The organism is Pseudomonas sp. LBUM1679 (genome assembly GCF_059695565.1).
Map to the genome: position 1 here is coordinate 5,540,323 of NZ_CP166774.1, position 26,419 is coordinate 5,566,741.

The following is a 26,419-nucleotide window of genomic DNA, read 5'->3' on the forward strand; positions in this document are numbered from 1 at the left end:
GTCGTCAATGATGACGCGGGTTTTCTGGTTGAACGCGGCGGCTTTAAGTCCATCGCGAGCAAGCTCGCTCCTACAGGGGGGCCGTCAGCTCAGTTCGATGCGGTCGGCATGAATGACGATCTGGCCGTTCTTGTACAATGCACCAATCGCCTTTTTGAAGTTGCCCTTGCTGACACCAAACATGCTGGTGATCACCGTTGGATCACTCTTGTCGCTCACCGGCAGTGTGCCGTTGTTGTCACGCAACCTGGCGAGAATCTTCGAATTGAGGCTGGTGGCCGCTTCTTCGCCGACCGGTTGCAGGCTCAGGCTGATCTTGCCATCGGCCCGGACTTCTTTGATAAAGCCCTTTTCTTCTTTACCGGCGCGCATGAACTTGAAGATTTCGTTCTTGTGGATCAGGCCCCAGTGCTTGTTGTTGATGATCGCCTTGAACCCCATGTCGGTGGCTTCGGCGACCAGCAAATCAACTTCCTGGCCAGGGGTGTAGTTGGCCGGGGTCTTGTCCAGGTAGCGGTCCAGACGCGCCGTCGCGGTGATGCGGCGGGTGTGTTTGTCGAGGTAGACGTGCACCACGACATACTCGCCAGCGGTCATCTGCCGCTTTTCTTCGGAGTACGGCAGCAACAGATCCTTCGGCAAGCCCCAATCCAGGAAAACCCCGATGCTGTTGACTTCAACGACTTTCAAACTGGCGAATTCACCGACCTGCACTTTCGGTTTTTCGGTAGTTGCGATGAGTTTGTCATCGCTGTCCAGATAAATAAAAACGTTGAGCCAGTCTTCATCTTCGCTGGGAATATCTTTGGGAATATAACGATTGGGCAGGAGGATTTCGCCGTCCGCGCCACCGTCCAGATATAAACCGAAGTTAGTGTGTTTAACCACTTGCAAACTGTTGTAACGCCCGACTAAAGCCATGTCCAATACCCTCATTGCGTGGGCGGCATTCTACCCGGTTTTGCGGGTCGCGTTCGGCGGCCAGCCCGATGGCGCAGGAAAATCCTCTGAAGCCCTTAATTTTCCTGATTTTTATCCTGCGCGCCTGGCCACTCGTCAGGCCACGCTGACGCTCCTCGCGCGTGTCAGCCAGGCAAAAATCACTAATATCCCACTGTTGTTTTTAGTTAAAACAGCAGCTTAGGGGCATTTTCCGAATGACAACTTGCGATTCATCACTCACCTGCGACCTGTATTTTGGGAGGATATTTACCAAGCAATTGTCAAGTATTTCCTGTACTATGCCTGGCCAAGTTAATTTCTACAGGTTAATGGCCGCCATGCGTGTAAAAGCATCCAACAGCAAAGCAAAGCCAGCTCCAGCCGTTGAAACCAGCGAATCTATCAACAACCAGATCGCTGCGTTCCTCAAGTCCGGCGGCGAGATCCAGCAAATTGCCAAAGGCGTCAGCGGCCAGACGTTCGGCCCGTCCAAGCAGATCACCCTGGGCAAAAAGTAACGCTACAGGATTTCTCCGCGATAACTGGTCCCTAAGCGCTTTGAGCTTTGAAGCGCTTGGACTGGAACCCTCCCGCAACATCCCGCCCAACACCCATCCATCAAAAATCGACGAACGGCCATCAATGCCGAGCATTCGCCGGTATCCTTGCACACGTCTAGATCAAGCGTTTCAGCAGGTTTTTTCCTGCCCTCGCTGTTCATGGAGTGACGCATGCTCAAACCCTCTCTGTTCCTGCTCGCCAGCCTGCTGGCGTGTCCGGTCGCCAATGCGCAAATCTTCCAGCGCGAGCTGGGCGACTTCGATCTCAAGCTGGGCACCACCCCCAGTCGCAGCATGGCCCAGGGCCTGGTCAAACCTTCCAGCACCGGCTCGTTCCACGGCGGTCTCGACCTGAGCCACGATAGCGGATTTTACGTGGGCCAATGGTCACCGAGCGCGGGCTTGAGTCCGGGCAACAACCTTGAAGTCGATTCCTACATGGGTTTTAAACAGCCCTTCGATCACAGCCTCGGCTACGAAGTCGGCATGATCCATTACAGCTACCCGACAGTGGAGACGCTCGACAGCCAGGAGCTGTTCGGTGGCCTGACCCTGCTGGGCAGTCGGTTTGGCGCGGCGCTCAGCAATGATCCGGACAAACGGAACAGCACGGTATTCGCCGACCTGAGCGGGAATCAGCCGTTCGGCATCGGGCTCAGCATGAAATACACCACTCATCGGTTCAACGCTCCGGTGTCCGTCGAGGGTGGCTATGTCGGCAGTTTCACCGATTGGTCAGTGACGCTCTCCCGTCCATTCATGGGCATCGACCTGGACCTGATCTACAGCGACTCCAGCCTCAGCGGCAGCGACTGTTCCGCCTATTCCGGGCACAACAGCCAGTGCGATGGCCTGGTCACCCTGAAAGCTCAACATGCCTTCTACTGATTGGCTGAACTGGCGGGCTCATCCCGCGTTCACATGAGAACCTACGCATTCGCAAGGACTTGCCCATGTCGCGCTGGTTGAAGTGCCTCGCTGTCGTTATCACCCTCAGTCTCGCCCTCGGCGCGTGCAGCCGCGTGGGCCTGGCCTATCGTAATCTCGACGTGATCATCCCGTGGTCGCTCGGCGATTACCTGAATATGAACGGCGAGCAGAAAGACTGGTTCAACGAACGCCTCCGCGAGCACCTGAGCTGGCACTGCAGCACGCAACTGCCAGACTACCTCGACTGGCTGGACCGCCTGGAGGACATGGTCAAGCGCAACCAGGTCACCGACGCTGCGTTGCAAGCCCGCACTCAGGAAGCCAAACAGGCCATCGCCCAGACAGCCAGGGAAATCACCCCGTCGGCCATCGAGTTGTTGCAGGGGCTGAATGACAAGCAAGTCGCGGACATGAACGACGCCTTCGCCAAGGACCAGCGCAAACGTCAGGAGCAATACCTAAAGCCGTCGCTTGATCAGCAAATCAAGGAGCGTGGCGAACGCATGGTAAAACGCTTGAATGACTGGCTCGGCCCGCTCAGCCCGACCCAACAGCAACGAGTAGTCGCCTGGTCGAATGCCTTGGGCGATCAGAACACTCAATGGATCGCTAACCGCGTCCATTGGCAAAAGCAATTCAGTGCGGCGGTTGCGCAGCGCCAGAGCCCGCAATTCCCACAGCGCATCGAGACGCTGCTGGTCAATCGAGAGACGTTGTGGACACCCGCCTATCGCCAGGCCTACGCCGACACCGAAGCCCAGGCGCGGTCGCTGTTCGTGGACTTGATGGCTGAGAGTACGCCGGAGCAACGGCAGCGATTGCTGAAGAAAATCGACGGGGTGCGCAAGGATTTCACTGATTTGAAGTGCTTGAAAGCGGCCAAACAAGGTTAAGCGACAAGCCCCCCTGTAGGAGCTGGCTTGCCAGCGAAGGCGATCTCAAGCCATGCAGCGCTCATGCAGGCGCCTTCGCCAGCAAGCCGGCTCCTACAGGGGTCGGCGTTTTCCACATTCATCGGTACGCAGGTGATCGTGTAAGAGCTGGCGTGGGGATCAGGCGATCTGCGCCTTCGACGCCACCTGATCAAACGTCACCTCGTCCAGCGCATCTTCCTGCTCATCCAGCACCTGCCGCGGATGGTCATTACCCGGAATGCTGCTGTCGATCAGGCTCAACAATCTCGAGCCCCGTGGCGTCAAAATGTAGTTCGAGCCCGTGCCACCTTGTTCCTCCGGCCGAGGCTCGATATAGCCGCGCTCCAGCAGTAACTTTTCGTACTCGCCGGCCACCGCCTTCAGGTGATCCAGGTTTTCCGTCGCCTCGCCCTCCGTCGCTTGCTCGGCAGCGTATTGTTCGGCATAGGGCCGTGGCGTGAAGCTGGGTGCCCCGTTCTGTACTTCGTGTAGCAAGCGTTCGATCAAATCCCAGTTATAAGTCGTCATCCTGATCAACCTCCAGCGCCCGTGAGTGAGATGGCTTACATAGTTGTGACCGACAGCGTGCGCAGCCGTTCAGCTGAGGTCTTGAATAGCTTTTGAACAGCACCGACCGGCGGTATGTCGAATTGGGCACAGGTCAAACGACTAGCTTTGTCAGTTACCTCCCCGCATCCCGCAGGAGAAAACCAATGAACATTCAGAATCATCCCGTCGTCTCCCGAGAAGAATGGCTCGCCGCACGCAAACAACACCTGGCCAACGAAAAAGCCTTCACCCGGGAACGGGACAAACTCAGCGCCGAACGCCGCGCCCTGCCCTGGGTGAAAATCGACAAGGATTATCGCTTCAAGGGCCCAGACGGCGAGTTGAAACTGGCCGATCTGTTCGGCGGCCGTAGCCAGTTGGTCATTTACCACTTCATGTTTGCCAAAGGCTGGGACGAAGGTTGTTCTGGCTGCTCGTTCCTGTCCGACCACATCGACGGCGCCAACCAGCACCTGGCCCACCATGACGTGGCGGTAGTGGCGGTTTCCCACGCACCGTTCGCCGAATTCCAGGCGTTCAAACGGCGCATGGGCTGGAAATTCGATTGGGCATCGTCAGAGGGCTGCGATTTCAACTACGACTTCGGCGTCTGCGCCCGAGCCGAAGACGTCGCCGCTGGCAAAGCCACCTACAACTACGAAAAATCCGACGGCACCGAAGAAGAACTCCCCGGCCTGAGCGTGTTTTATCGCAACGAAGACGGCGAAATCTTCCATACCTACTCCACCTACGCCCGCGGCCTTGACCTGTTGGTCGGCGCCTACAACTACCTGGACCTGACGCCCAAGGGCCGCAATGAAGAGCAAATCATGGAATGGGTGCAGCTTCATGATCGGTATGAAGACAAGGCCTCATCCAGCTGCTGTCATGGCGGATAGACCGCGCAGACCGAGTCGCGGCCATCGCGAGCAGGCTCGCTCCCACAGGTTCAGCTTGAACTGGGTAATCTGCAATCGCCCGTTGCCGTCGCTGAACTTTTTCCGCCATTCAACCCTCAACCGGATAACCCGCCTTAACCGGAACCGAGGCCTGCCTATGAAAACCCTGCTGAAACTCACCCTGGTTGCCACTTTCGCCTGCGCCCTTCCCGTTTGGGCTTGCACGCCCGAAGAAGCCACCGCCAAGCGCGAACAGCTGGCGAAGGAAGTCGCCAAGCTCACCGAGCAGAATCCGACCAAGGCCAAGGAGATCAATGACGAGTTGCAGAAGATGGATCTGGGGACTGCCAGCAAGGATTTGCCGGATAAGTGCCAGTTGATTGATCAGCGATTGAAGGAGTTGGGAACGGCTGAGAAGAAAACTGAGGGTTGAAGGCAAGATCAACGGATCGCAGCCTCGTTGCACTCGACAGCTCCTACAAGGTGTACGCCGATCCTTGTAATTGAATGGACTCGCCCAAGCCGAGGCGTCTATGCGCCACGGTGGCGTTGTTCCTGATGCACCGCGTCACCTGGTTCGCGAGCAAGCTTGCTCCTACAGGGGATCTGCATACACCTTGTAGGAGCTGTCGAGTGCAACGAGGCTGCGATCTTTTGATTTTAAAAAGGTCAAACAGATTTCCAAGCATAAAAAAACCCGGACACTGTCCGGGTTTTTTATGGGATCGCTACCGCACTTTACTCAGCAGCCGGCGCTTCCGGCTTGCGGCGCTTGAGCGGCGCCATGCCGTCCTTGCTGACCAGCGACAGGGCGTCGGTCTTCGGGCGGTTGGCGATCTTGCGCTTGGTCGGGGCCTTGGCGCCAGTTTTCTTCTTGTCGCCCTTGGCGTCGACCTTTTTCTTCTTCACGCCAACGGCTTTACCCGAGGCCTTGACCTTTTTCGGTCCTCCGTAGGTGCCTTTGACTTCCTTGATGGTGCGGCGCTCGAAACTCTGCTTGAGGTAGCGCTCGACGCTCGACATCAAGTTCCAGTCGCCGTGGCAGATCAGCGAGATGGCCAGGCCATCGTTGCCGGCGCGGCCGGTGCGACCGATGCGGTGCACGTACTCGTCGCCGCTGCGCGGCATGTCGAAGTTGATCACCAGGTCCAGGCCGTCAACGTCCAGGCCGCGAGCGGCGACGTCGGTGGCGACGAGGATTTTCACGCCGCCCTGCTTCAGGCGGTCGATCGCCAGTTTGCGATCTTTCTGGTCTTTGTCGCCGTGCAGCACGAACGCTTTGTAGTCCTGCGCCACCAGGCGGCCGTAGATACGGTCGGCCATGGCCCGGGTGTTGGTGAACACGATGGCCTTCTGATAGGTCTCGTTGGCCAGCAGCCAGTTCACGATCTGTTCTTTGTGCTGGTTGTGGTCAGCGGTGATGATCTGCTGACGGGTGGTCGCATTCAGGTCGCTGACGTTGTTCAGCTGCAGGTGCTCAGGGTCGTTCAGCACCTTGGCGACCATCTCGCGCAGGCCCGAGCCGCCGGTAGTGGCGGAGAACAGCATGGTCTGCTGGCGGTTGGTGCATTCCTGCACCAGACGCTGCACGTCTTCGGCAAAGCCCATGTCGAGCATGCGGTCGGCTTCGTCGAGCACCAGCACTTCGACTTCTTTCAAATCGAGGTTGCCGGCGTTCAGTTGCTCGATCATCCGCCCCGGCGTACCGATCAGGATGTCCGGCACCTTGCGCAGCATCGCGGCCTGGACCTTGAAGTCTTCACCGCCGGTGATCAGACCGGACTTGATGAAGGTGTACTGGGCGAAGCGCTCGACTTCCTTGATGGTCTGCTGGGCCAGCTCGCGGGTCGGCAGCAGGATCAGGGTCTTGATGCTGACGCGGACTTTCGCCGGGCCGATCAAGCGGTTGAGGATCGGCAAAACGAATGCAGCGGTTTTGCCGCTGCCGGTTTGCGCTGTCACCCGCAGGTCACGCCCTTGGAGCGCCAGCGGAATAGCCGCTGCTTGCACAGGCGTTGGCTCGACAAATTTAAGCTCGGCCACGGCTTTGAGCAGGCGTTCGTGCAGGGCGAATTGGGAAAACACGGGTGCTACCTCGAAGAAATACAAAAAAACAGCTGCATAGGGTAACGGTTTCGAGCGCGAAGGCCGAGTTTCTTTATACAAACGGCTGCAAACAGTGGTTTTTTTGTTGCCTGATTTGTCCCCAAACGTAATACGTAGCGTCTTAAATGCTCTAATCGCCCCGTCGCGTCCTACAGAAGAACCGTTTTTGCCCATGGATATCAAACAGCTCTGGCTCAACGTCCAAGACCTTTGGGGTGCCCTCGATCAGCACCCGCTCCTGCATTCCAGCCTCGGGCTGCTGTTGTTGCTGGTGGTGGCGCTGGCCCTCGGACGAGTGGCGCGTTACCTCATTCTACACGCGACCAAAATACTTGGCCGCCAACCGGCGCTGCACTGGATCAACGATTTTCGCCACAACAAGGTGTTTCATCGCCTGGCACAGATGACGCCGTCGCTGGTGATCCAGTTCGGCCTGCACCTGGTGCCGGAACTGGGCAAGACCAGCCTGGTCTTCCTCGGCAACGTGGCGCTGGCGTTCACCATTCTGTTCCTGGTGCTGGCCATCAGCGCCCTGCTCAACGCCCTGCTGGACATCTATGCCCGCACCGAACACGCCCGTACCCGTTCGATCAAGGGTTATGTGCAACTGGCGAAAATGGTGTTGTTCGTGTTCGGCGCGATCATCATCGTCGCCACCCTGATCGACCGTTCTCCGCTGTTGCTGCTGTCAGGTCTGGGCGCCATGTCGGCGGTGATTCTGCTGGTCTACAAGGACACCCTGCTGTCGTTCGTGGCCAGCGTGCAACTGACCAGCAACGACATGCTGCGGGTCGGCGACTGGATCGAGATGCCGCAAGTCGGCGCCGATGGCGATGTGGTGGACATCACGCTGCACACGGTGAAGGTGCAGAATTTCGACAAGACGATTGTGTCGATCCCGACCTGGCGCCTGATGTCCGAGTCGTTCAAGAACTGGCGCGGCATGCAGCAGTCCGGTGGACGACGGATCAAGCGCAGCCTGTTCATCGATGCCAGCGGCGTGCGTTTCATTCGCGACGACGAAGAACAGAAGCTGGCCCAGGTTCATCTGCTGACCGATTACATCAACCGCAAACAGGCCGAACTCAAGGCCTGGAACGAAGCCCAGGGCAACGTCGCGGCGATGTCGGCCAACCGGCGGCGGATGACCAATATCGGGACCTTCCGCGCCTATGCCCTGGCCTATCTGAAGAGCCACCCGGAAATCCAGCCGAACATGACCTGCATGGTTCGCCAGATGCAGACCACCGCCCAAGGCATTCCGCTGGAAATCTATTGTTTCACCCGCACCACGGTGTGGGCCGATTACGAGCGGATCCAGGGGGACATTTTCGATTACCTGCTGGCGGTGCTGCCGGAGTTTGGCTTGAGTCTTTATCAGCAGCCCAGTGGCGGGGATCTAAGGGCCGGATTGTTGCCGGCGGTGCTCGGCGCGAGCCATATTCCCCAGCCTGAAAAGCAAGTCATGTAGCACCACAAATCCCCTGTAGGAGCTGGCGCAGCCTGCGATCTCTTGATTTTGAAAATCAAAAGATCGCAGGCTGCGCCAGCTCCTACACGGGTTGCGCGTGTGGTCTGATACCTAGTCGACTGATCCAGACCGCTGCCAGAATCACCATCGCACCAAAGAACAACCGCCCCAGCGCTTCATCCTGATTCCAGATCAGCAAATTGATCAGCAGCCCCACTGGCACATGCAAATTGTTCATCACCGCCAGTGTCCCACCGTTCACCAGGCACGCCCCCTTGTTCCACCAGTACAAGCCCAATGCCGTCGAGACCAGGCCGAGGAATAGCAGCACGCCCCATTGCAGGGGTGCTTCAGGCAGGAAGTTCTGTTTGCCGAACAACAGAAACGCCGGCAATGCCACCGCCAGTGCGCCTAGGTAGAAGTAACCGAAGCGCCGGTAGTGCGGCAGGTCGCTCGGGTGACGGGCCACCAGGTGCTTGTAGAGCACCTGCCCGGCGGCGTAGGTGAAGTTGGCCAGTTGCAGCAGCAAAAAGCCCATGAAGAAATCCGGGTTGATCCGGTCGTAGCGGATCACCGCCGCGCCGAGCACGGCCACCAGAGCCGCCACCAGGGCCCAGGGATTGAAGCGCCGGTTCAGGGCGTCTTCGATCAGGGTCACGTGCAACGGCGTGAGGATGGTGAACAGCAACACTTCCGGCACCGTCAGCACCCGGAAGCTCAGGTACAGGCAGACGTACGTCACGCCGAACTGCAAGGCGCCGATCAACAGCATGCCGCGCATGAACGCCGGTTCCACCGAGCGCCAGCGCGTCAGCGGAATAAAGACCAGGCCGGCGAGCACGACTCGCACCAGTACCGCGAAGTAACTGTCGACATGCCCGGCCAGGTATTCGCCGATCAGGCTGAAGGAAAACGCCTGGATCAGCGTGACAAAAAGTAGATAGCCCATGCTCGCCTCATTTTCGGATGGCGGCGACGATAGCGGGTTTTGCCCATCACTGCGACTCGTCAACCAATACGAAACCCCCTGTAGGAGCTGGCTTGCCAGCGAAGGCGGCCTGGAGAGCGCTGCAAGACTTGAGGGCCCCTTCGCTGGCAAGCCAGCCCCTACAGGGGGTTGTGTGTGAGCCCAGCAAATTGTGGGCAAAAAAAAGCCCGATCTCGCTAAAGCGTTCAATCGGGCTACCGCACTCAGGAGCAACAAGTGCAAAGGGAGGTTTGATGCGCGTACAGGTGTTGCGTCAGGTCACTAGACCCTCCGGCGATTATCTGGTGATTAACGCCTCAGGCGACCAGGGAAAGTCTGGCGTTGGCCTGGTTCAGGCCTTTCTCCTGGAAGTCACCGCCCAGGTTCATGCCTTCGGCGTGAATGAAGGTCACGTCGTGGATCCCGATGAAGCCCATGACCTGGCGCAGGTAGGGTTCCTGGTGATCCGCCGGGCCGCCGGCATAGATCCCGCCACGAGCGGTCAGCACGTAGGCACGCTTGCCGCTGAGCAAGCCTTGCGGGCCGGTCTCGGTGTACTTGAAGGTCACGCCGGCACGCAGCACGTGGTCAAGCCAGGCCTTGAGGGTGCTCGGGATCGCGAAGTTGTACATGGGCGCCGCCATGACCAGCACGTCGGCAGCCAGCAGTTCGTCAGTCAATTGGTTGGAGCGTTCCAGCGCAGCCTGTTCGATGTCGTTGCGCTGTTCGGCGGGTTTCATCCAGCCGCCCAACAGGTTGATGTCCAGATGCGGCACCGGGTTGACGGCCAGGTCACGCACGGTGATCTGGTCGTCGGGGTGAGCGGCTTTCCACTGGCTGATGAACGTCTGGGTCAGTTGACGGGAAACCGAGTCTTGCTGACGGGCACTGCTTTCGATGATCAGAACGCGGGACATGGGCTGTAGCCTCCATCTGAGAATGCTGTAGGTCGATGGAGTGAAGGTTAAACAGAACCATATCGATGAAAAAGCGCAAATAACTGCTATAACCCATCAATAAATTCGTTTATAAACTGAGCATACCCTGTGGGAGCGATGCTATTTGGGGGTGCAACTCAGGTTGATGCGCATCTTGATGATGGTCCGGGTGAACTTCGCGGTGGCATTGGTGTGCTTGCCGGCAGGCACGTCGATCTTGCGGGTGCGCGGTGCTTCCGGGCCATTGTTGAACACCACCTTACAGATCGCATCGGTCGTGCCGTAGTTGTTGACCTGAATGGAAGCGATGTCGCTGTCGGTGTCGTAGGCGTTGTAGTCGATGCTCATGCCGTTCAGCTGTTTTTGCACATCGATCGGATAGGCAAACGCCGTCAGCGGCAGCAGCGCCAGCACGACACAACCCGACATCACACCACAAAGCTTTTTCATTCAGCAGTCTCCAATAAGGACTGCCAGCTTAGACAAGAGGAGCTGTTCATGAAAGCGCCCCGCGTGACCCTTGATCAATGGCGAACGCTACAGGCCGTGGTCGACCACGGCGGTTTCGCCCAGGCCGCCGAAGCGCTGCACCGCTCGCAATCGTCGGTCAGCTACACCGTGGCACGCATGCAGGACCAGCTCGGCGTCCCGCTGCTGCGCATCGACGGCCGCAAAGCGGTGCTGACCGAAGCCGGCGGGGTGCTGCTGCGTCGCTCCCGGCAACTGGTGAAACAGGCCAGTCAACTCGAAGACCTGGCCCACCACATGGAACAAGGCTGGGAAGCGGAAGTGCGACTGGTGGTCGACGCCGCGTACCCGAGCGCCCGTCTTGTGCGCGCCTTGACCGCGTTCATGCCGCAAAGCCGTGGCTGCCGGGTGCGTCTGCGCGAAGAAGTGTTGTCGGGCGTGGAGGAGGTATTGCTGGAGGGCGTGGCGGACCTGGCTATCACCGGCTTCAGCATTCCCGGTTACCTGGGCGCGGAATTGAGCGACGTCGAATTCGTCGCGGTCGCCCACCCCGACCATCCCCTGAACCGCCTCAATCGCGAACTGAATTTCCAGGACCTGGAAAGCCAGATGCAAGTAGTGATCCGCGACTCCGGTCGCCAGCAGCCACGGGATGTCGGCTGGCTCGGTGCCGAACAGCGCTGGACCGTCGGCAGCCTGGCCACCGCGGCGACTTTTGTCGGCAGCGGCCTGGGTTTTGCCTGGTTGCCCCGGCACATGATCGAACGGGAACTCAAGGAAGGTACGCTCAAGCTGCTACCGTTGGATCAGGGCGGCAGCCGCAACCCGAGCTTCTACCTGTATTCGAACAAGGACAAACCCCTGGGCCCGGCGACACAGATACTCATCGAATTGCTGCGCACGTTTGATACTGCGCCGCTGGATGCGCCTTTCGCCGCCCCTGAACCAGCCTGACACGGAGTGTGAACATGGCCTATTTCGAACATGAAGGTTGTAACCTGCACTATGAGGAATATGGCCACGGCGCGCCGTTGCTGCTGGTCCACGGCCTGGGTTCCAGCACCCTGGACTGGGAACAGCAGATCCCGGCCTTGTCGGCGCGCTACCGGGTGATCGTCCCGGATGTACGCGGCCACGGCCGCTCCGATAAACCCCGCGAGCGCTACAGCATCGCCGGGTTCAGCGCCGACCTGGTCGCGCTGATCGAGCATTTGAACCTTGGCCCGGTGCATTATGTCGGCCTGTCCATGGGGGGCATGATCGGTTTTCAATTGGCGGTGGACCAGCCACAGTTGCTCAAGAGCTTGTGCATCGTCAACAGTGCGCCCGAGGTCAAATTGCGCAGCCGCGACGATTACTGGCAGTGGTTCAAGCGCTGGAGCCTGATGCACGTGCTCGGTATGGGCGCCATCGGCAAAGCCTTGGGTGCCAAGCTGTTTCCCAATCCCGAGCAGGCTCAATTACGGCAAAAAATGGCCGAGCGCTGGGCAAAAAACGACAGGCGCGCTTATCTCGCCAGCTTCGATGCAATCATTGGCTGGGGGGTTCAGGAACGACTTTCCAGGGTTGCCTGTCCAACCCTCATCGTCAGCGCCGACCGTGACTACACACCGGTATCGTTGAAAGAGACGTACGTAAAACTGCTGCCCGATGCGCGGCTGGTGGTGGTCGCCGATTCGCGCCACGCCACTCCGCTGGATCAACCCGAACGCTTCAACCAAACCCTGCTCGAGTTTCTCACCGCAGTCGACACAAACCCAATCAGGATCACTGACCCATGCTGAAAAAAATCGCCCTCGTCGCCGGCTCCGTGCTGTTTGCCGCCAATCTGATGGCCGCAACGCCCGCCGCCAAGGCGCCGCACGTGCTGCTTGAAACCACCAACGGCCAGATCGAGATCGAACTGGACCCGGTCAAGGCGCCGATCAGTACCAAGAACTTCCTTGATTACGTCAACAGCGGCTTCTACAACAACACGATTTTTCACCGTGTGATTCCGGGCTTCATGGTCCAGGGTGGTGGTTTCACTCAACAAATGCAGCAGAAAGACACCAAGGCACCGATCAAGAACGAATCCAAAAACGGTCTGCATAACGTCCGTGGCACACTGTCCATGGCCCGTACTTCCGTGCCGGACTCGGCCACCAGCCAGTTCTTCGTCAACGTCAAGGACAACGACTTCCTGGACCAGGGCGACGGCTATGCCGTGTTCGGTAAAGTCGTCAAAGGCATGGACGTGGTGGACATCATCGTCAACACGCCAACCACCACCCGTGGCGGCATGAAAGATGTGCCGGCCGACCCGGTGTTCATCAAGTCGGCCAAAGTCATCGACTAAGCTACACGGCAAGTCTTGAGCGGCTGCCGGAGTGCGCCGCTCACATTGTTCAAAGGAGAGCCCGTGCGCGGGCGGAGAACTGATGCTTTATCGCCGTTTCGAGAAACTGATCGACATTTTCCGCGATGCACCGACGGCCGCTCCACCGGATCGGGTTCTCCCTTTTTATACCTATTACTTGAAGCAGGTCTGGCCGAGTTTCGCCGTGCTGCTGCTCGTCGGTCTGATCGGTGCGCTGATCGAAGTGGCGTTGTTCAGTTACCTGAGTCGCATCATCGACCTGACCCAAGGCACGCCTAACGTCGATTTCTTCAAGGAACACGGGATCGAGCTGGCCTGGATGGCGGTGGTAGCCCTGGTTTTTCGGCCGATTTTTGTTGGCCTGCATGACCTGCTGGTGCACCAGACCCTGAGCCCGAGCATGACCAGCCTGATCCGCTGGCAGAACCACAGTTATGTGCTCAAGCAGAGCCTGAATTTTTTCCAGAACGACTTCGCCGGACGCATCGCCCAACGCATCATGCAGACCGGCAACTCGTTGCGCGATTCAGCCGTGCAAGCGGTGGACGCGCTGTGGCATGTGCTGATCTACGCCATCAGCTCGCTGGTGCTGTTCGCCGAGGCCGACTGGCGCCTGATGATCCCGCTGCTGACCTGGATTGCCGCCTTCATCAGTGCCCTTTATTACTTCGTGCCGCGGGTCAAGGAGCGCTCGGTGGTGTCCTCCGACGCGCGCTCCAAACTCATGGGGCGAATTGTCGACGGCTACACCAACATCACCACCCTGAAGCTGTTCGCGCACACCAATTTCGAGCAGCAATACGCGCGCGAAGCGATCAAGGAACAAACCGAAAAAGCCCAACTGGCCGGCCGGGTGGTGACCAGCATGGACGTGGTCATCACCAGCATGAACGGCTTGCTGATCGTCTGCACCACCGGCCTGGCCCTGTGGCTGTGGACGCAGTCGCTGATCACGGTGGGGGCCATTGCGCTGGCCACCGGCCTGGTGATCCGAATCGTCAACATGTCCGGCTGGATCATGTGGGTGGTGACCGGCATTTTCGAAAACATCGGCATGGTCCAGGACGGTTTGCAGTCTATTTCCCAACCGGTCAGCGTCACCGACCGCGAGCAGGCCAAGCCGTTGGTGGTACCCCGTGGCGAAGTGCGTTTCGAGCAGGTGGATTTCCATTACGGGAAGAAGAGCGGGATCATCGGCGACCTCGACCTGACGATTAAAGCCGGCGAGAAAATCGGCCTGATCGGCCCGTCCGGCGCCGGTAAATCGACCCTGGTCAATCTGCTGCTGCGTCTGTATGACGTACAGGGTGGGCGGATTCTCATCGACGGCCAGAACATCGCCGAGGTGGGCCAGGAAAGCCTGCGCGAGCGTATCGGCATGATCACCCAGGATACGTCGCTGCTGCACCGCTCGATCCGCGACAATCTGCTGTACGGCAAGCCCGACGCCACCGACGCCGAGCTGTGGGAAGCGGTGCGCAAGGCCCGGGCCGACGAGTTCATCCCGTTGCTGTCGGACTCCGAAGGGCGTACCGGTTTCGATGCTCACGTCGGTGAGCGCGGGGTGAAACTCTCCGGCGGCCAGCGTCAGCGCATTGCGATTGCCCGGGTGCTGCTCAAGGACGCGCCGATCCTGATCATGGACGAAGCCACCTCGGCGCTGGATTCGGAGGTCGAAGCGGCGATCCAGGAAAGCCTCGAAACCCTGATGCAGGGCAAGACCGTGATCGCCATCGCCCACCGGCTCTCGACCATTGCCCGGATGGACCGGCTGGTGGTGCTGGAAAAAGGCACGATCGCCGAAACCGGCAGCCATGCCGAACTGCTGGCCCATGGCGGGTTATATGCGCGGTTGTGGCAGCACCAGACGGGTGGGTTTGTCGGGATCGATTGAGATCAAAAGATCAAAAGATCGCAGCCTTCGGCAGCTCCTACAGGGTGTACGCCATCCAATGTAGGAGCTGCCGAAGGCTGCGATCCTGGCGCCATCAGTCTTGTCGATAGGGCAAGGCGGTTCGTGCTTCCTCGGCATACGCCAGTACTCCGACGCGCTCCTGGCGCAGGAAGTCCTTGACCGCGGCCTTCAGGCCGGGGTGGCGCAGGTAGTGCCAGGAATGGGTGATCACCGGCTCAAACCCGCGAATCAACTTGTGCTCGCCCTGGGCCCCGGCGTCGAAACGCTGGAAGCCATTGGCAATGGCATAGTCCATGCCCTGGTAGAAACAGGTTTCGAAATGCAGCCGGTCAAACTCCGCCAGACACCCCCAGTAACGACCGTAAAAACTGTCACCACCCACCAGGCTGAATGCCATGGCCACCGGCCGTGAACCCTGTTTGGCCAACACCACGCGAATCGATTCCGGCATCCGCTCGGCCAACAGACTGAAGAACTCCCGGGTCAGGTAAGGCCGTTGCCGCCGCACTGCGTAGGTGTTGGCGTAGCAGGCATAGACGAAATCCCACTGCACCTGATCCAGCTGCCGACCTTCAAGCCATTCGAAATCAATCCCCTGCCCCGCCACTTGCTCGCGCTCTTTGCGCATCTGCTTGCGCTTGCGCGAACTGAGGACGTCGAGGAAATCCTGAAAGTCCCGATAGCCGCGATTTTGCCAATGGTACTGACAGCCGATGCGCTGCAACCAGCCCGGCTGCTCGGCCAAGGCGGCGTCGGTGAAGGGATCGGTAAAGTTGATGTGAGCACTTGAGAGCTGTTCGATCTCAAGGTAGCCGGGCAGGCTTTTCAACAGCTCGAAACCATCTTCGAGGGTGGCCGCCAGCAAGCGCGGGCCACTGACCGGGCTGAAGGGCACGGCGCTCAACAGTTTGGGGTAATAGTCGATGCCGGCGCGCTCGCAGGCATCGGCCCAGGCGTGATCGAACACGTACTCGCCATAGGAATGCCATTTGCGGTAACCGGGCAACGCGGCGATCAACCGGTCACTTTCCATGTGCAACAAATGCTCGGGCTGCCAGCCCGAGTGGGGGCCGACGCTGCCGCTGTCTTCCAGCGCGCAGAGAAAAGCATGGCGCAGAAACGGCTGGCTCTCCGGCACCAGGGCATCCCAGGTGTGCGCAGCAATTTCGGACAGATTTTCCAGACGTTGCAACGGCATCAACTTCCTCTCCACTTCTTTGCGTGAAAGCCCCGCGAGTATCGCTTATCGCGCAGCTCTGCACACGATCTATCCGACCGCAGCGCTCTGGAACAGGGTTTTCAGGTGCATCTGTACGGTCATCGAGACGCCATCATTTTGCCACTGCTTTGTCATAATCCATCGCGATACTGGCGCCAGTTTTTAGAGCGTCGGGTGCTACCCGGCCCCTGTTTCCGTCCTTCACGGTCGGTTGTGTTCTGGATGGCTCAGTCATCCTCTTACATCTTCGGAGATTGATATGCGTCTTGCTTCCACGAAAACTGCGGCCGCCCTGTGCGGTGGCCTGATGCTGACCATGAGTGTTCCGGCCAGCGCCGCAGTTGACGCCAAACTGCTCGACATGCTCAAGGCCAACGGTTCGATTTCCCAGGCGCAGTACGCTGAACTGCAGGCCGAACTGGCCAAGGATCAGAAGGACCAGCAGATTGCCCGTCAGGCTCAGCAAGAGACCAACGAACAAATCGCGGCGACGGCGAAGAAAACCAATGAGCTGAGCACCTTCGACCAGAAACTGGCGTGGGCGGCCAAGACCCAGTTCAAGGGCGACGTTCGTTTCCGTCAGGAAACGGTCAAGAACGATGGTGTTTCCAACAGCGGCGACCAGGATCGTCAACGTATTCGTGCGCGCCTGGGTGCCTACACCGAAATCAACCCGCAAGTGGACACCGGCATTCGTATCGCCACTGGCAACAACAACGATGCTCGCTCCACCAACCAGAGTCTGGAAGGCAACTTCTCCAAGAAAGATATCTGGCTGGACCAGGGCTACGTCGACTACCACCCGACTGCCATCAAGAATCTGCACTTGATCGGCGGCAAGATGCCGCAACCCTGGGTGAGCATGGGCGACATCATCTGGGATAACGACATCAGCCCCGAAGGTCTGGCCCTGACTTACAAATACCCGCTAGGCAGCACGGCCGAGCTGTTCGGTAGCGCCGGCCACTACACCCTCCAGGACAACGTCGACGGCGAAGGCAAGCAGTTCCGTCACGACCTGCGTCTGTACGCTGGCCAGTTGGGCGCGCGCTTCGCGATCACTGATAACCTGAAAATGACGCTAGGTGGCAGTGTCTACGCTTACGACAACGACGAGGACACCGCCACACTGGCCATCAACGGCAACAGCCCGGGCGAAGAGTTCAAAGTGTACGAAGGCTTTGGTCAGATCGATATCGGCGGCCTGCCAATGCCGCTCTCGTTGTACGGTCAAGTTGTCAACAACGACAGTGCGAGCAACGATCAGGACATGGGCTGGTTGGCCGGCGTCAAGACCAAGTTCTATGGCTTCGGCGTGGACTACAACTACCGCGACATCCAACGTAACGCCGTGGTCGGTGCTTTCACCGACTCCGACTTCGCCAACGGGTTCACCGGTTCGCGCGGCAGCAAGTTGAAAGTGAGCTACGAGATCGACAAGAACTTCGCCCTCGGTGCGACGTACTTCATGGCGGACTCCGACTACACCAACGCCAACCTGCGGGATTCGAAAATCAACACCTTGCAGCTGGATGCAGAAGCCAAGTTCTGATTCCTCGCTACATGGCTCGGGCAAGGAAGCCCGAGGCTGTTTTGTTGCGGCCAATACCCCCTGTAGGAGCGAGGCTTGCCCGCGAAGAACGATGACGCGGTTTGTCAGCAGGACCGCGGCGAATTCTTCGCGGGCAAGCCTCGCTCCTACAAGGGTGAACTCAACGCTTGCGCAAAATCACGCTACCAATCGAATAACCGGCGCCGAACGAGCTGAGCACCGCCAGCGAACCGGCCGCCAGATCATCCTGATGCTTGTGAAAGGCAATCACCGAACCGGCAGAGCTGGTGTTGGCATAGGTGTCGAGAATCACCGGTGCTTCTTCTTCGGTGGCTTCGCGGCCCAGCAGTTTCCTGACGATCAAGTGGTTCATGCTGAGGTTGGCCTGGTGCAGCCAGAAACGCTTCACGTCCGTGACGTTGAGCTGGTTTTCTTCCAGATGTTTGGCGATCAGTTCCGCGACCATCGGGCAGACATCCTTGAACACCTTGCGGCCTTCCTGGACGAACAGTTTGTCCTTGGCACCGATGCCTTCTTCCGCTGCGCGATTGAGGAAGCCGAAGTTGTTGCGGATGTTGTTGGAAAACGTGGTCAGCAGCTTTGTGCTGACGATGTCGAACTGGTACTGGGAGGTGGCCAGGTCGGCACGTTCGATGATCACCGCGGTCGCGGCGTCGCCGAAGATGAAATGGCTGTCGCGGTCGCGGAAATTCAGGTGGCCGGTGCAGACTTCCGGGTTGACCATCAGGATCGCCCGGGACTGGCCTAGTTGCACGCTGTTCGCCGCGGTCTGAATGCCGAAAGTCGCCGAGGAACAGGCGACGTTCATGTCGAAGCCGAAACCCTGAATGCCCAGCGCTTCCTGGACTTCGATGGCGATGGCCGGGTAGGCGCGCTGCAGGTTGGAACAGGCGACGATCACACCGTCAATGTCCGCGGCGGTCTTGCCCGCACGCTGCAGGGCTTGCTCGGCGGCACCGATGGCCATCTGGCAGAGCACCGACCACTCGTCATTCGAGCGCTCCGGCAGGCGTGGCGCCATGCGTTGCGGGTCGAGGATGCCGTCCTTGTCCATGACGAAGCGGCTTTTGATGCCAGAGGCTTTTTCGATAAACGCCGCGCTGGATTCGGTCAAGGCTTCGATGTCGCCGCGCGCAATGGCGTCGGCATTATCGGCGTTGAACTGCCCGACGTAAGCGTTGAAAGATTGCACCAGCTCTTCGTTGGAAATGCTGTTGGCCGGGGTGTACAAGCCGGTGCCGCTGATGACGACGTTATGCATGGTCGTTTCTCTGATCTGTTCAGGCAGAAAGTATTGGCACCGACGTACCAACACGCAAAGGGTCTATTCCAGGTCCGGACACAAACCTGACATCGCTTATTCCGATCCGCCCGGGCCCGCGAAGGGTCAAATCCGCGGGGTGGCGTTTATAGGCGCGAAGTTTGCCATAATCCTTGGGGTTTGGCGCCATTTTGCTGGATGACTCCCACTTGCAGGCAATACAAAAACCTGTGGGAGCGAGCTTGCTCGCGATGGGGGCCTGACATGCAACATAGATGTTGAATGTGATGGCCTCATCGCGAGCAAGCTCGCTCCCACAGGTATTGCACAAGCCTCGGGTTTACGGTTCGACCTGGGTCCATTGCTTGCTCAGGCGCTTGTCGGAGATTGGCACCTTGGTCCCCAACTGCTGGGCGAACAACGACACCCGGTATTCCTCCAGCCACCAGCGATAAAGCTCCAGCTGCGGGTCGCGCTTGCCTTCCTGGGCGTGCTTGTTGGCGCGGGTCTGGTATTGAGCCCAGAGGCCGGACAGCTCGCCGCTCCAGACCCGGTCCTTCTGCACCTGAGCGCCGAGTTTTTCAAAGCGCTGCTCGATGGCCTTGAGGTAGCGCGGCAGTTCCTTGAGCCACTGCATCGGCGTTTCACGCACAAAACCCGGATAGACCAGATGACTGAGCTGCTGCTTGATGTCGTTCAGGGCCACGGCTTGTGCCAGGTCGATCTTGCCCTTGAAGCGTTTTTGCAGACCGTGCCAGTGCTTGAGAATCTCCAGCGTCAGCTTCGCCAATCGCTCGGCGTGCTCGGTCCAGCCGCCACGTTTGCGCTCGGCCAGCGCCGCCAGTGCGGCGCCATCGCGCGGCAGCGGGTCTTCGCCGTCGAGGATGCAGCTGTCGAGGCTGGCCAGCAGGATGTCTTCCACCAGGCTGTCGATACGCCCCATGTCGCGGTACATCAGGCCCAGCTCGGTCAGCCCCGGCAACTTGCCGCGCAGGAACTTCGCCGGCTCGGCCAGTTGCTGCATCAGCAAGCGCTGCAAGGCCCGACGATGCTGGAACTCGGCTTCGGCCGGCGTCGAGAAACGCCCTTCCTTCACCGTTCCGGCTTCCTCCACCAGCGCCGGATAAACTGTCATCGACAGCCCGGCGATCTTCTGCTGGGTTTTTTCAGCGACGGCGGCAAACACTTTCGCCTCCACCGGCTGCTGGCTTTTCGCGGTTTGCGGCACGGCCAACGCGGCCTGGCTCGCCTCGGCAAAGCGCGCGGTCAACTCGGCCAGGTCCCGGCCTTCACCGAGAAACTTGCCCTGGCCATCGACGATTTCCAGGTTCATCCGCAAATGGCTGTCGACCTGTTGCGCCGCTTCGGCCCAGGCTTCATCGCTGACCCGCGCCCCCGTCATGCGCAGCAATTCACGACCCAACGCCTGCGGCAAAGAGCCCTCGGCGAAGGTCATGCGCTGCAACGCGGCTTTGACGAAGTCCGGCACCGGCACGAAGTTCTTGCGCAGCGCCTTGGGCAGGTTACGCACCAGCGCAATGCACTTGGCCTCGATCACGCCCGGCACCAGCCACTCCAGGCGTTCCGGCGGCAGCATCGGCAACAGCGGTGCCGGCACCCGCAGCGTTACGCCGTCGCGTGGATGGTTGGGCTCGAAGTGGTAACTCAGGGCCAGTTCCAGATCGCCGATGTGCAAGGTGTCCGGGTAATGCGCAGCGGTGACTTCACTGGCCTCGCGGGCCAGCACGTCTTCTTCGCGCATGATCAGCAGCTGCGGATCTTTCTGGCTGTTGACCCGGTACCAGCTGTCGAAAGTCGCGGTCTGGTGGATCTCGGCCGGCAGTCGCGCGTCATAGAAGGCGAACAGGGTTTCTTCGTCGGCCAGAATGTCCCGGCGACGCGCCTTGGCTTCGAGTTCGTCGAGCTGTTCCAACAGTTGTTGGTTAGCCGTCAGGCATCTGGCCCGGGATTGAATCTCGCCACGCACCAAGCCTTCACGAATGAACAACTCTCGGGACGTCACAGGATCGATCGGCCCATAGTGCACCGGCCGGCGACCGACCACGATCAGCCCGAACAAGGTGATCTGCTCGAACGCCACGACCTGGCCGCGCTTCTTCTCCCAATGGGATTCGAAGTGGTTTTTCTTGATCAGGTGCCCGGCGAGCGGCTCGATCCAGTCGGCATCGATCTTGGCCACCATCCGCGCATAAAGCTTGGTGGTTTCCACCAGTTCGGCAGCCATCAACCATTGCGGGCGCTTTTTACCCAGCCCGGAGGACGGGTGAATCCAGAAGCGTCGCTGACGGGCACCGAGGTAGTCGCCGTCTTCGGTTTTCTGACCGATCTGGCTGAGCAGGCCCGAGAGCACGGCTTTGTGCAGCTTCGGGTAATCCGCCGGCTCTTTATTGAGGCTCAGCTGCATGTCGCGGCAGATCAGGCTCAACTGCCGGTGAGAATCGCGCCACTCGCGCAGGCGCAGGTAATTGAGGAAATTCTTGCGGCACCAGTTGCGCAACGGACTCGCCGTCAGCGCCTGGCGCTGTTCTTCAAAACCACGCCACAGATTGACCAGCCCGGCGAAGTCCGAGTCCACGTCCTTCCATTGCGCGTGGGCCTGATCCGCCGCTTGCTGACGCTCCGGCGGACGTTCGCGCGGGTCCTGGATCGACATGGCGCTGGCGACGATCAGCACTTCCTGCAAGCTGCCGAGCTTCGCCGCTTCCAGCAGCATGCGGCCCATGCGCGGGTCCACCGGCAATCTCGCCAGTTGACGACCAAGCGGGGTCAGCTGGCTGTTGCGATCCACTGCCGAGAGTTCTTGCAGCAGGTTGAAACCGTCGCTGATGGCCTTGCCATCCGGTGGCTCGATAAACGGGAAATCGGTGATCTCGCCCAGGCGCAGGTGCAGCATCTGCAAGATCACCGCCGCGAGGTTGGTGCGCAGGATCTCCGGGTCGGTAAATTCTGGACGACCGATAAAGTCCTCTTCGCTGAACAGCCGCACGCAGATGCCCGGCTCGACCCGCCCGCAACGGCCTTTGCGCTGGTTGGCGCTGGCCTGGGAAATGGCTTCGATGGGCAGGCGCTGGACCTTGGCCCGGTAGCTGTAGCGACTGATGCGCGCGGTGCCACTGTCGATCACATAACGAATGCCCGGCACCGTCAGCGAGGTTTCGGCGACGTTCGTCGCCAGCACCACGCGCCGGCCTGGGTGCGACTGGAAAATCCGCTGCTGCTCGGCGGGCGAAAGCCGCGCGTACAGCGGCAGGATTTCAGTGTGCTTGAGCTGGGCCTTGCGCAACATGTCGGCGGCGTCGCGAATCTCGCGCTCACCGGGCAGGAACACCAGCACATCGCCCGGGCTCTTGCGCTCGCTGCGTTCGAACGCGGCGATTTCGTCGAGGGTGGCCAGAATGGCCTGATCCACGGTCAGGTCATCCTCGACGCGGTTGCCCTCCTCGTCCTGCTCCAGGGTCAGCGGGCGATACCAGGTCTCTACCGGGAAGGTGCGACCGGAGACTTCGACGATCGGCGCATCATCGAAGTGTTTGGAAAAACGCTCCAGGTCGATGGTCGCCGAGGTGATGATGACTTTCAGGTCCGGACGACGGGGCAGCAGGGTTTTCAGGTAACCGAGCAGGAAGTCGATGTTCAGGCTGCGTTCGTGGGCTTCGTCGACGATGATCGTGTCGTAGCGTTCGAGGTAGCGATCGTTCTGGGTTTCCGCCAGCAGGATGCCGTCGGTCATCAGCTTGATCAGGGTGTTGGCATCGCTCTGATCCTCGAACCGCACCTGGTAGCCGACCAGCGCGCCCAACGGCGTGCCCAGTTCTTCGGCGACCCGACTGGCCACGCTGCGCGCAGCGATCCGGCGGGGTTGGGTGTGGCCGATCAGGCCGTGTTGGCCGCGGCCGATTTCCAGGCAGATCTTCGGCAACTGGGTGGTTTTACCCGAACCGGTTTCGCCGGCGATGATCAGCACCTGATGCTTGAGTAACGCCGCCTTGATTTCATCGCGCTTGGCAGCGATCGGCAGGCTGTCGTCGTAACGCACCACCGGCAGGCTGGCACGCCGCGCCAGCACCTGATCACAGGACGCCTGCAGGCGCGCCGCCCACTGGGCCAGCTTGGCCTCGTCAGGGTTCTTGCGCAGCTCGAGCAACTGCCGCCGCAGCCGGTGGCGGTCGGCGAGCATGGCGTGATCGAGGTTTTTCAGCAGTTTGTCGATGGAAGGCGATTCGTCAGTCATCAGGTACGCAATAAGTCGTCTAGTGGCGCAGGGGTGCGATTGTCGCAGATTTGAAGGACGAACGAGATCCCTTGTAGGAGCCGGCTTGCCGGCGAAGGCGGTGTGTCAGTCACATCGTAGGTGTCTGTCAGGCCGCCTTCGCTGGCAAGCCAGCTCCTACAGGGGGTTGCGGTGGGGCAGTCACAGTGCGGGTGTCTGCCGGGCCGCCTTCGCTGGCAAGCCAGCTCCTACAAGGGGTTATTCGTTATCCCGGCCCTTGCGGCGGTATGGGAATACGTCGATCACTTTGCCGGCACGAATCGCCTCCTGCAGGCTTTTCCAGTAATCGGCGTTGTACAACTCGCCATGCAATTGATCGAACAACTTGCGCTGCCCGAAATCGGCGAACAGGAACGGCGGGAATTCTTCCGGGAACACATCCAGCGGTCCGATCGAATACCACGGCTCGGAGGCCATTTCGTCCTCCGGGGTGCGTGGTTGCGGGATATGCCGGAAGTTGGCCTCGGTCAGGTAGCAGATTTCGTCATAGTCATAGAACACCACACGCCCGTGGCGGGTGACGCCAAAGTTTTTCAGCAGCATGTCGCCGGGGAAGATGTTCGCCGCCGCCAGTTGCTTGATCGCCAGACCGTAATCTTCCAGCGCCTCGCGTACCTGCGCCGGGTTGGCGTGTTCCAGGTAAAGGTTCAGCGGCGTCATTCGCCGCTCGGTCCAGCAGTGACGAATCAGCACCGTGTCGTCCTCCACCGACACTGTGGACGCGGCCACTTCGAGCAACTCCTCCAGACACGCCGGCTCGAACTTGCTCAACGGGAAACGAAAGTCGGCAAATTCCTGGGTATCGGCCATGCGCCCGACCCGGTCGACGCTTTTCACCAGGCGGTACTTCTCGATCACCGTGGCGCGGTCGACGTTTTTCGACGGCGAGAAGCGGTCCTTGATGATTTTGAACACGGTATTGAAACCCGGCAGGGTGAACACGCTCATGACCATGCCGCGCACGCCGGGGGCCATGATGAACTGATCGTCGGTGTTGGCCAGGTGATTGATCAGTGCCCGGTAGAACTCGGATTTGCCGTGTTTGTAGAAGCCGATCGAGGTGTACAACTCCGCGATGTGTTTGCCCGGCAGGATGCGTTTGAGGAAACCGATGAACTCCGCCGGCACCGGCACATCCACCATGAAATACGAGCGGGTGAAGGAGAAGATGATCGACACGTCCGCTTCATCGGTGATCAACGCATCGATCTGAATCCCGCGGCCTTCGCGGTGCAGCAGCGGAATCACCAAGGGCCACTGCTCGTCCTGGGTGTAGATGCGCCCCACCAGGTACGCCCCCTTGTTGCGATAAAGCACCGAAGAGAACAGTTCGACGCTCAGCTCCGGATCCTTGCACACCCAGTCCGGCAGGTTCTCGCGCAATTGCGCTTCGAGACGGCGCAGGTCAGCGGGCAAGTCGGCGTAATCCTCGCTGAAGCGGTAATCGGCGAAAACGCTGGCGAGCATGCCCGACAGCTGGCCTTGAGGTTTATAGGTGCGGGTTTGCGCGGCACGCGCCCGGCGCAGGCTGGGCCGGGTGGTGTGGATGAACATGCAGCCATCGCTGATCAGGTCGTGGCTGAACAGCCCGCAGAAGATCGAGTTGTACCAGGTCTCGGATAACTCGTCGTCGAAGCGCAGGTCGATCAGCGTGATGTAGGCGCTCTTGACCAGCGGCCAGCAACTGTCGTCCATCAACGTGTCGCCTTCGAAGGAGGTGCGCAGAAGCGCCACGGTTTCGCCGACTTTTTCTTCGTACAGATTGATCCGCGCAGCCGACGCGATTTGCGCCTCCTGCCACTTGGCCTGTTCAAATCGGGCCCGGGCGCCGTCAGTGATCTGACGGAAATGCTCGCGGTAATCGTCAAAGCCGTCGAGGATCATTCGGGCGATGTCGGCGGCTGGCCAATGCTGCGGCATAGGTAAAACCTCGGCGGCTGATGCTGATCGTTGGAGCCTGAGCTTAGTGGCCCTGTGTGACGCAACGCAACCATTGCCTTGTGCCCTGACTGGCGCGACACTTGCGCGCCAATCATGGAAGGAAACCGCTGTGAACCTCGTCGATACTCTGCGTTTGCTGGCACTTGCCGCCATTTGGGGGGCGAGCTTCCTGTTCATGCGCATCATCGCCCCCGTGATCGGCACGGTTCCCACGGCTTTTTTCCGCGTGTCGATTGCGGCAGCCGGGTTGCTGGTGATCCTGGGCCTGATGCGCATCAGCTGGGACTTCAAGGGCAAACTCAAGACGGTGATGCTGCTGGGGATGATCAACTCCGGGATTCCCGCGACCCTTTATTCCGTCGCCGCCCAAGTGCTGCCGGCCGGTTATTCGGCGATTTTCAATGCCACGACGCCGCTGATGGGAGTGTTGATCGGCGGTCTGTTCTTTCATGAAAAACTCACCGCAGCCAAACTCGGCGGGGTAATGCTCGGCCTGTTCGGCGTCGGCATCCTGACCCGGGCCGGGCCGGTGGCGTTCGACATGGACCTGTTGATGGGCGCCCTCGCCTGCCTGCTCGCCACCACCTGCTACGGTTTCGCCGGGTTCCTTGCACGCCGCTGGCTCGACCAGGCCGGCGGTCTCGACAGTCGTCTTTCGGCGCTGGGCAGCATGCTGGGTGCGACGCTGTTGTTGCTGCCACTGTTTGGCTACAGCGTGATCAGCCAACCGCCGGCGAGCTGGGGCGGCTGGAGTGTCTGGCTGTCGTTGCTGGGGTTGGGGCTGGTATGTACCGCGTTGGCGTACATTGTTTACTTCCGCCTGCTCAGCTCGGTCGGGCCGGTGAAGTCGATGACCACGACCTTCCTGATTCCACCGTTCGGGGTGTTGTGGGGGGCGTTGTTGCTGGATGAGCCGTTGTCGATGGCGCATATCTATGGCGGGGTGTTGATTGCAGCGGCGTTGTGGTTGGTGTTGAAGCCGGCGGTGGTGAAGGTGGCTGAAGTGACTTCCCGGTAGTGATGTGGTGTTGCGAATGACGCCATCGCGGCGGTGCGGCGATCCGACAAGCCCGCTCCCACAGTGATTTGTGTCGTACACAAATTCTGTGAGCAATG

Annotated in this window: 22 protein-coding genes and 1 pseudogene; 13 read left to right on the top strand and 10 right to left on the bottom strand. The window is 59.8% G+C overall.

Features of this window, described 5'->3' with window-relative positions:
• Nucleotides 1–84: 84 nt before the first annotated feature.
• A complete protein-coding gene (locus ACA062_RS25145) occupies nt 85–921 on the bottom strand; it encodes a CvfB family protein (RefSeq protein ID WP_497453478.1) in 837 nt (278 codons plus the stop codon).
• Between ACA062_RS25145 and ACA062_RS25150 the strand changes: the two genes are divergently transcribed.
• The 4 genes from ACA062_RS25150 to ACA062_RS25165 all read left to right on the top strand — a co-directional run bounded on the left by ACA062_RS25150 (nt 920) and on the right by ACA062_RS25165 (nt 3,325).
• Entirely contained in the window at nt 920–1,144 is a 225-nt protein-coding gene (locus ACA062_RS25150) for a hypothetical protein (protein WP_497453479.1), read from the top strand. The two genes, ACA062_RS25145 and ACA062_RS25150, sit on opposite strands and share 2 nt — an antisense overlap.
• A gap of 127 nt (nt 1,145–1,271) precedes the next feature.
• Nucleotides 1,272–1,460: a PFL_1563 family small protein gene (locus ACA062_RS25155; protein ID WP_017337097.1), complete on the top strand. Its 189-nt coding sequence runs from the start codon at nt 1,272–1,274 to the stop codon at nt 1,458–1,460.
• Between the two features lie 213 nt (nt 1,461–1,673).
• The gene (locus ACA062_RS25160; protein WP_497453480.1) at nt 1,674–2,390 is read left to right on the top strand and encodes a TorF family putative porin; all 717 of its coding nucleotides are present in this window, start codon (nt 1,674–1,676) and stop codon (nt 2,388–2,390) included.
• A gap of 65 nt (nt 2,391–2,455) precedes the next feature.
• Nucleotides 2,456–3,325, top strand: a complete 870-nt coding sequence (locus ACA062_RS25165) for a DUF6279 family lipoprotein (protein ID WP_497453481.1) — start codon at nt 2,456–2,458, stop codon at nt 3,323–3,325.
• Between the two features lie 159 nt (nt 3,326–3,484).
• Here the strand turns inward: ACA062_RS25165 and ACA062_RS25170 are convergent, their stop codons facing one another.
• Entirely contained in the window at nt 3,485–3,874 is a 390-nt protein-coding gene (locus ACA062_RS25170; RefSeq protein WP_497453482.1) for a transcriptional regulator, read from the bottom strand.
• Nucleotides 3,875–4,059: 185 nt separating this feature from the next.
• Between ACA062_RS25170 and ACA062_RS25175 the strand changes: the two genes are divergently transcribed.
• Both ACA062_RS25175 and ACA062_RS25180 read left to right on the top strand, forming a co-directional pair.
• A complete protein-coding gene (locus tag ACA062_RS25175) occupies nt 4,060–4,794 on the top strand; it encodes a DUF899 domain-containing protein (RefSeq protein ID WP_497453483.1) in 735 nt (244 codons plus the stop codon).
• Nucleotides 4,795–4,951: 157 nt separating this feature from the next.
• Nucleotides 4,952–5,227 (top strand): hypothetical protein, encoded by a 276-nt coding sequence (locus ACA062_RS25180; protein WP_497453484.1) that lies wholly within the window; start codon nt 4,952–4,954, stop codon nt 5,225–5,227.
• Nucleotides 5,228–5,532: 305 nt separating this feature from the next.
• On the opposite strand, the gene ACA062_RS25185 is transcribed toward ACA062_RS25180, so the two are convergent.
• Entirely contained in the window at nt 5,533–6,879 is a 1,347-nt protein-coding gene (locus ACA062_RS25185) for a DEAD/DEAH box helicase (protein WP_128871778.1), read from the bottom strand.
• Between the two features lie 193 nt (nt 6,880–7,072).
• Here ACA062_RS25185 and ACA062_RS25190 point away from each other — a divergent pair, with 193 nt between their 5' ends.
• Nucleotides 7,073–8,371 carry a mechanosensitive ion channel family protein gene (locus tag ACA062_RS25190; protein ID WP_497453485.1) on the top strand — a complete coding sequence of 433 codons (1,299 nt, stop codon included), beginning with the start codon at nt 7,073–7,075 and terminating at the stop codon, nt 8,369–8,371.
• Nucleotides 8,372–8,453: 82 nt separating this feature from the next.
• Here ACA062_RS25190 and ACA062_RS25195 read toward each other — a convergent pair whose 3' ends face one another.
• From ACA062_RS25195 to ACA062_RS25205, 3 genes are all read right to left on the bottom strand, one after another.
• Nucleotides 8,454–9,320 carry a carboxylate/amino acid/amine transporter gene (locus ACA062_RS25195; RefSeq protein WP_497453486.1) on the bottom strand — a complete coding sequence of 289 codons (867 nt, stop codon included), beginning with the start codon at nt 9,318–9,320 and terminating at the stop codon, nt 8,454–8,456.
• Nucleotides 9,321–9,655: 335 nt separating this feature from the next.
• Nucleotides 9,656–10,255 carry an FMN-dependent NADH-azoreductase gene (locus ACA062_RS25200; RefSeq protein ID WP_497453487.1) on the bottom strand — a complete coding sequence of 200 codons (600 nt, stop codon included), beginning with the start codon at nt 10,253–10,255 and terminating at the stop codon, nt 9,656–9,658.
• A 141-nt stretch (nt 10,256–10,396) separates the two neighbouring features.
• The gene (locus ACA062_RS25205; RefSeq protein ID WP_497453488.1) at nt 10,397–10,726 is read right to left on the bottom strand and encodes a 3-phosphoglycerate kinase; all 330 of its coding nucleotides are present in this window, start codon (nt 10,724–10,726) and stop codon (nt 10,397–10,399) included.
• Between the two features lie 48 nt (nt 10,727–10,774).
• Between ACA062_RS25205 and ACA062_RS25210 the strand changes: the two genes are divergently transcribed.
• The 4 genes and pseudogenes from ACA062_RS25210 to ACA062_RS25225 all read left to right on the top strand — a co-directional run bounded on the left by ACA062_RS25210 (nt 10,775) and on the right by ACA062_RS25225 (nt 14,997).
• Nucleotides 10,775–11,698, top strand: coding sequence for a PA3225 family LysR-type transcriptional regulator (locus ACA062_RS25210; RefSeq protein WP_497453489.1), 924 nt, complete (start codon nt 10,775–10,777; stop codon nt 11,696–11,698).
• Nucleotides 11,699–11,712: 14 nt separating this feature from the next.
• A pseudogene (locus ACA062_RS25215) lies at nt 11,713–12,518 on the top strand (alpha/beta fold hydrolase).
• Nucleotides 12,519–12,521: 3 nt separating this feature from the next.
• On the top strand, nt 12,522–13,082 hold the full coding sequence (locus ACA062_RS25220; RefSeq protein WP_128872056.1) for a peptidylprolyl isomerase: 561 nt from the start codon (nt 12,522–12,524) through the stop codon (nt 13,080–13,082).
• An 82-nt stretch (nt 13,083–13,164) separates the two neighbouring features.
• Entirely contained in the window at nt 13,165–14,997 is a 1,833-nt protein-coding gene (locus ACA062_RS25225; RefSeq protein ID WP_497453490.1) for an ABC transporter ATP-binding protein, read from the top strand.
• A 94-nt stretch (nt 14,998–15,091) separates the two neighbouring features.
• Here ACA062_RS25225 and ACA062_RS25230 read toward each other — a convergent pair whose 3' ends face one another.
• Complete coding sequence (locus ACA062_RS25230) at nt 15,092–16,216, bottom strand: GNAT family N-acetyltransferase (protein ID WP_497453491.1); 1,125 nt, start codon at nt 16,214–16,216, stop codon at nt 15,092–15,094.
• Between the two features lie 280 nt (nt 16,217–16,496).
• Between ACA062_RS25230 and ACA062_RS25235 the strand changes: the two genes are divergently transcribed.
• Complete coding sequence (locus ACA062_RS25235; protein ID WP_497453492.1) at nt 16,497–17,789, top strand: putative porin; 1,293 nt, start codon at nt 16,497–16,499, stop codon at nt 17,787–17,789.
• Between the two features lie 160 nt (nt 17,790–17,949).
• Here the strand turns inward: ACA062_RS25235 and ACA062_RS25240 are convergent, their stop codons facing one another.
• The 3 genes from ACA062_RS25240 to aceK all read right to left on the bottom strand — a co-directional run bounded on the left by ACA062_RS25240 (nt 17,950) and on the right by aceK (nt 25,282).
• Complete coding sequence (locus ACA062_RS25240) at nt 17,950–19,071, bottom strand: beta-ketoacyl-ACP synthase III (RefSeq protein WP_497453493.1); 1,122 nt, start codon at nt 19,069–19,071, stop codon at nt 17,950–17,952.
• A 340-nt stretch (nt 19,072–19,411) separates the two neighbouring features.
• On the bottom strand, nt 19,412–23,323 hold the full coding sequence (gene hrpA / locus ACA062_RS25245; RefSeq protein ID WP_497453494.1) for an ATP-dependent RNA helicase HrpA: 3,912 nt from the start codon (nt 23,321–23,323) through the stop codon (nt 19,412–19,414).
• A 237-nt stretch (nt 23,324–23,560) separates the two neighbouring features.
• Nucleotides 23,561–25,282 (bottom strand): bifunctional isocitrate dehydrogenase kinase/phosphatase, encoded by a 1,722-nt coding sequence (gene aceK, locus ACA062_RS25250; protein ID WP_497453495.1) that lies wholly within the window; start codon nt 25,280–25,282, stop codon nt 23,561–23,563.
• 130 nt (nt 25,283–25,412) lie between these two features.
• Here aceK and ACA062_RS25255 point away from each other — a divergent pair, with 130 nt between their 5' ends.
• Nucleotides 25,413–26,321, top strand: a complete 909-nt coding sequence (locus ACA062_RS25255; RefSeq protein WP_497453496.1) for a DMT family transporter — start codon at nt 25,413–25,415, stop codon at nt 26,319–26,321.
• Nucleotides 26,322–26,419: the final 98 nt, after the last annotated feature.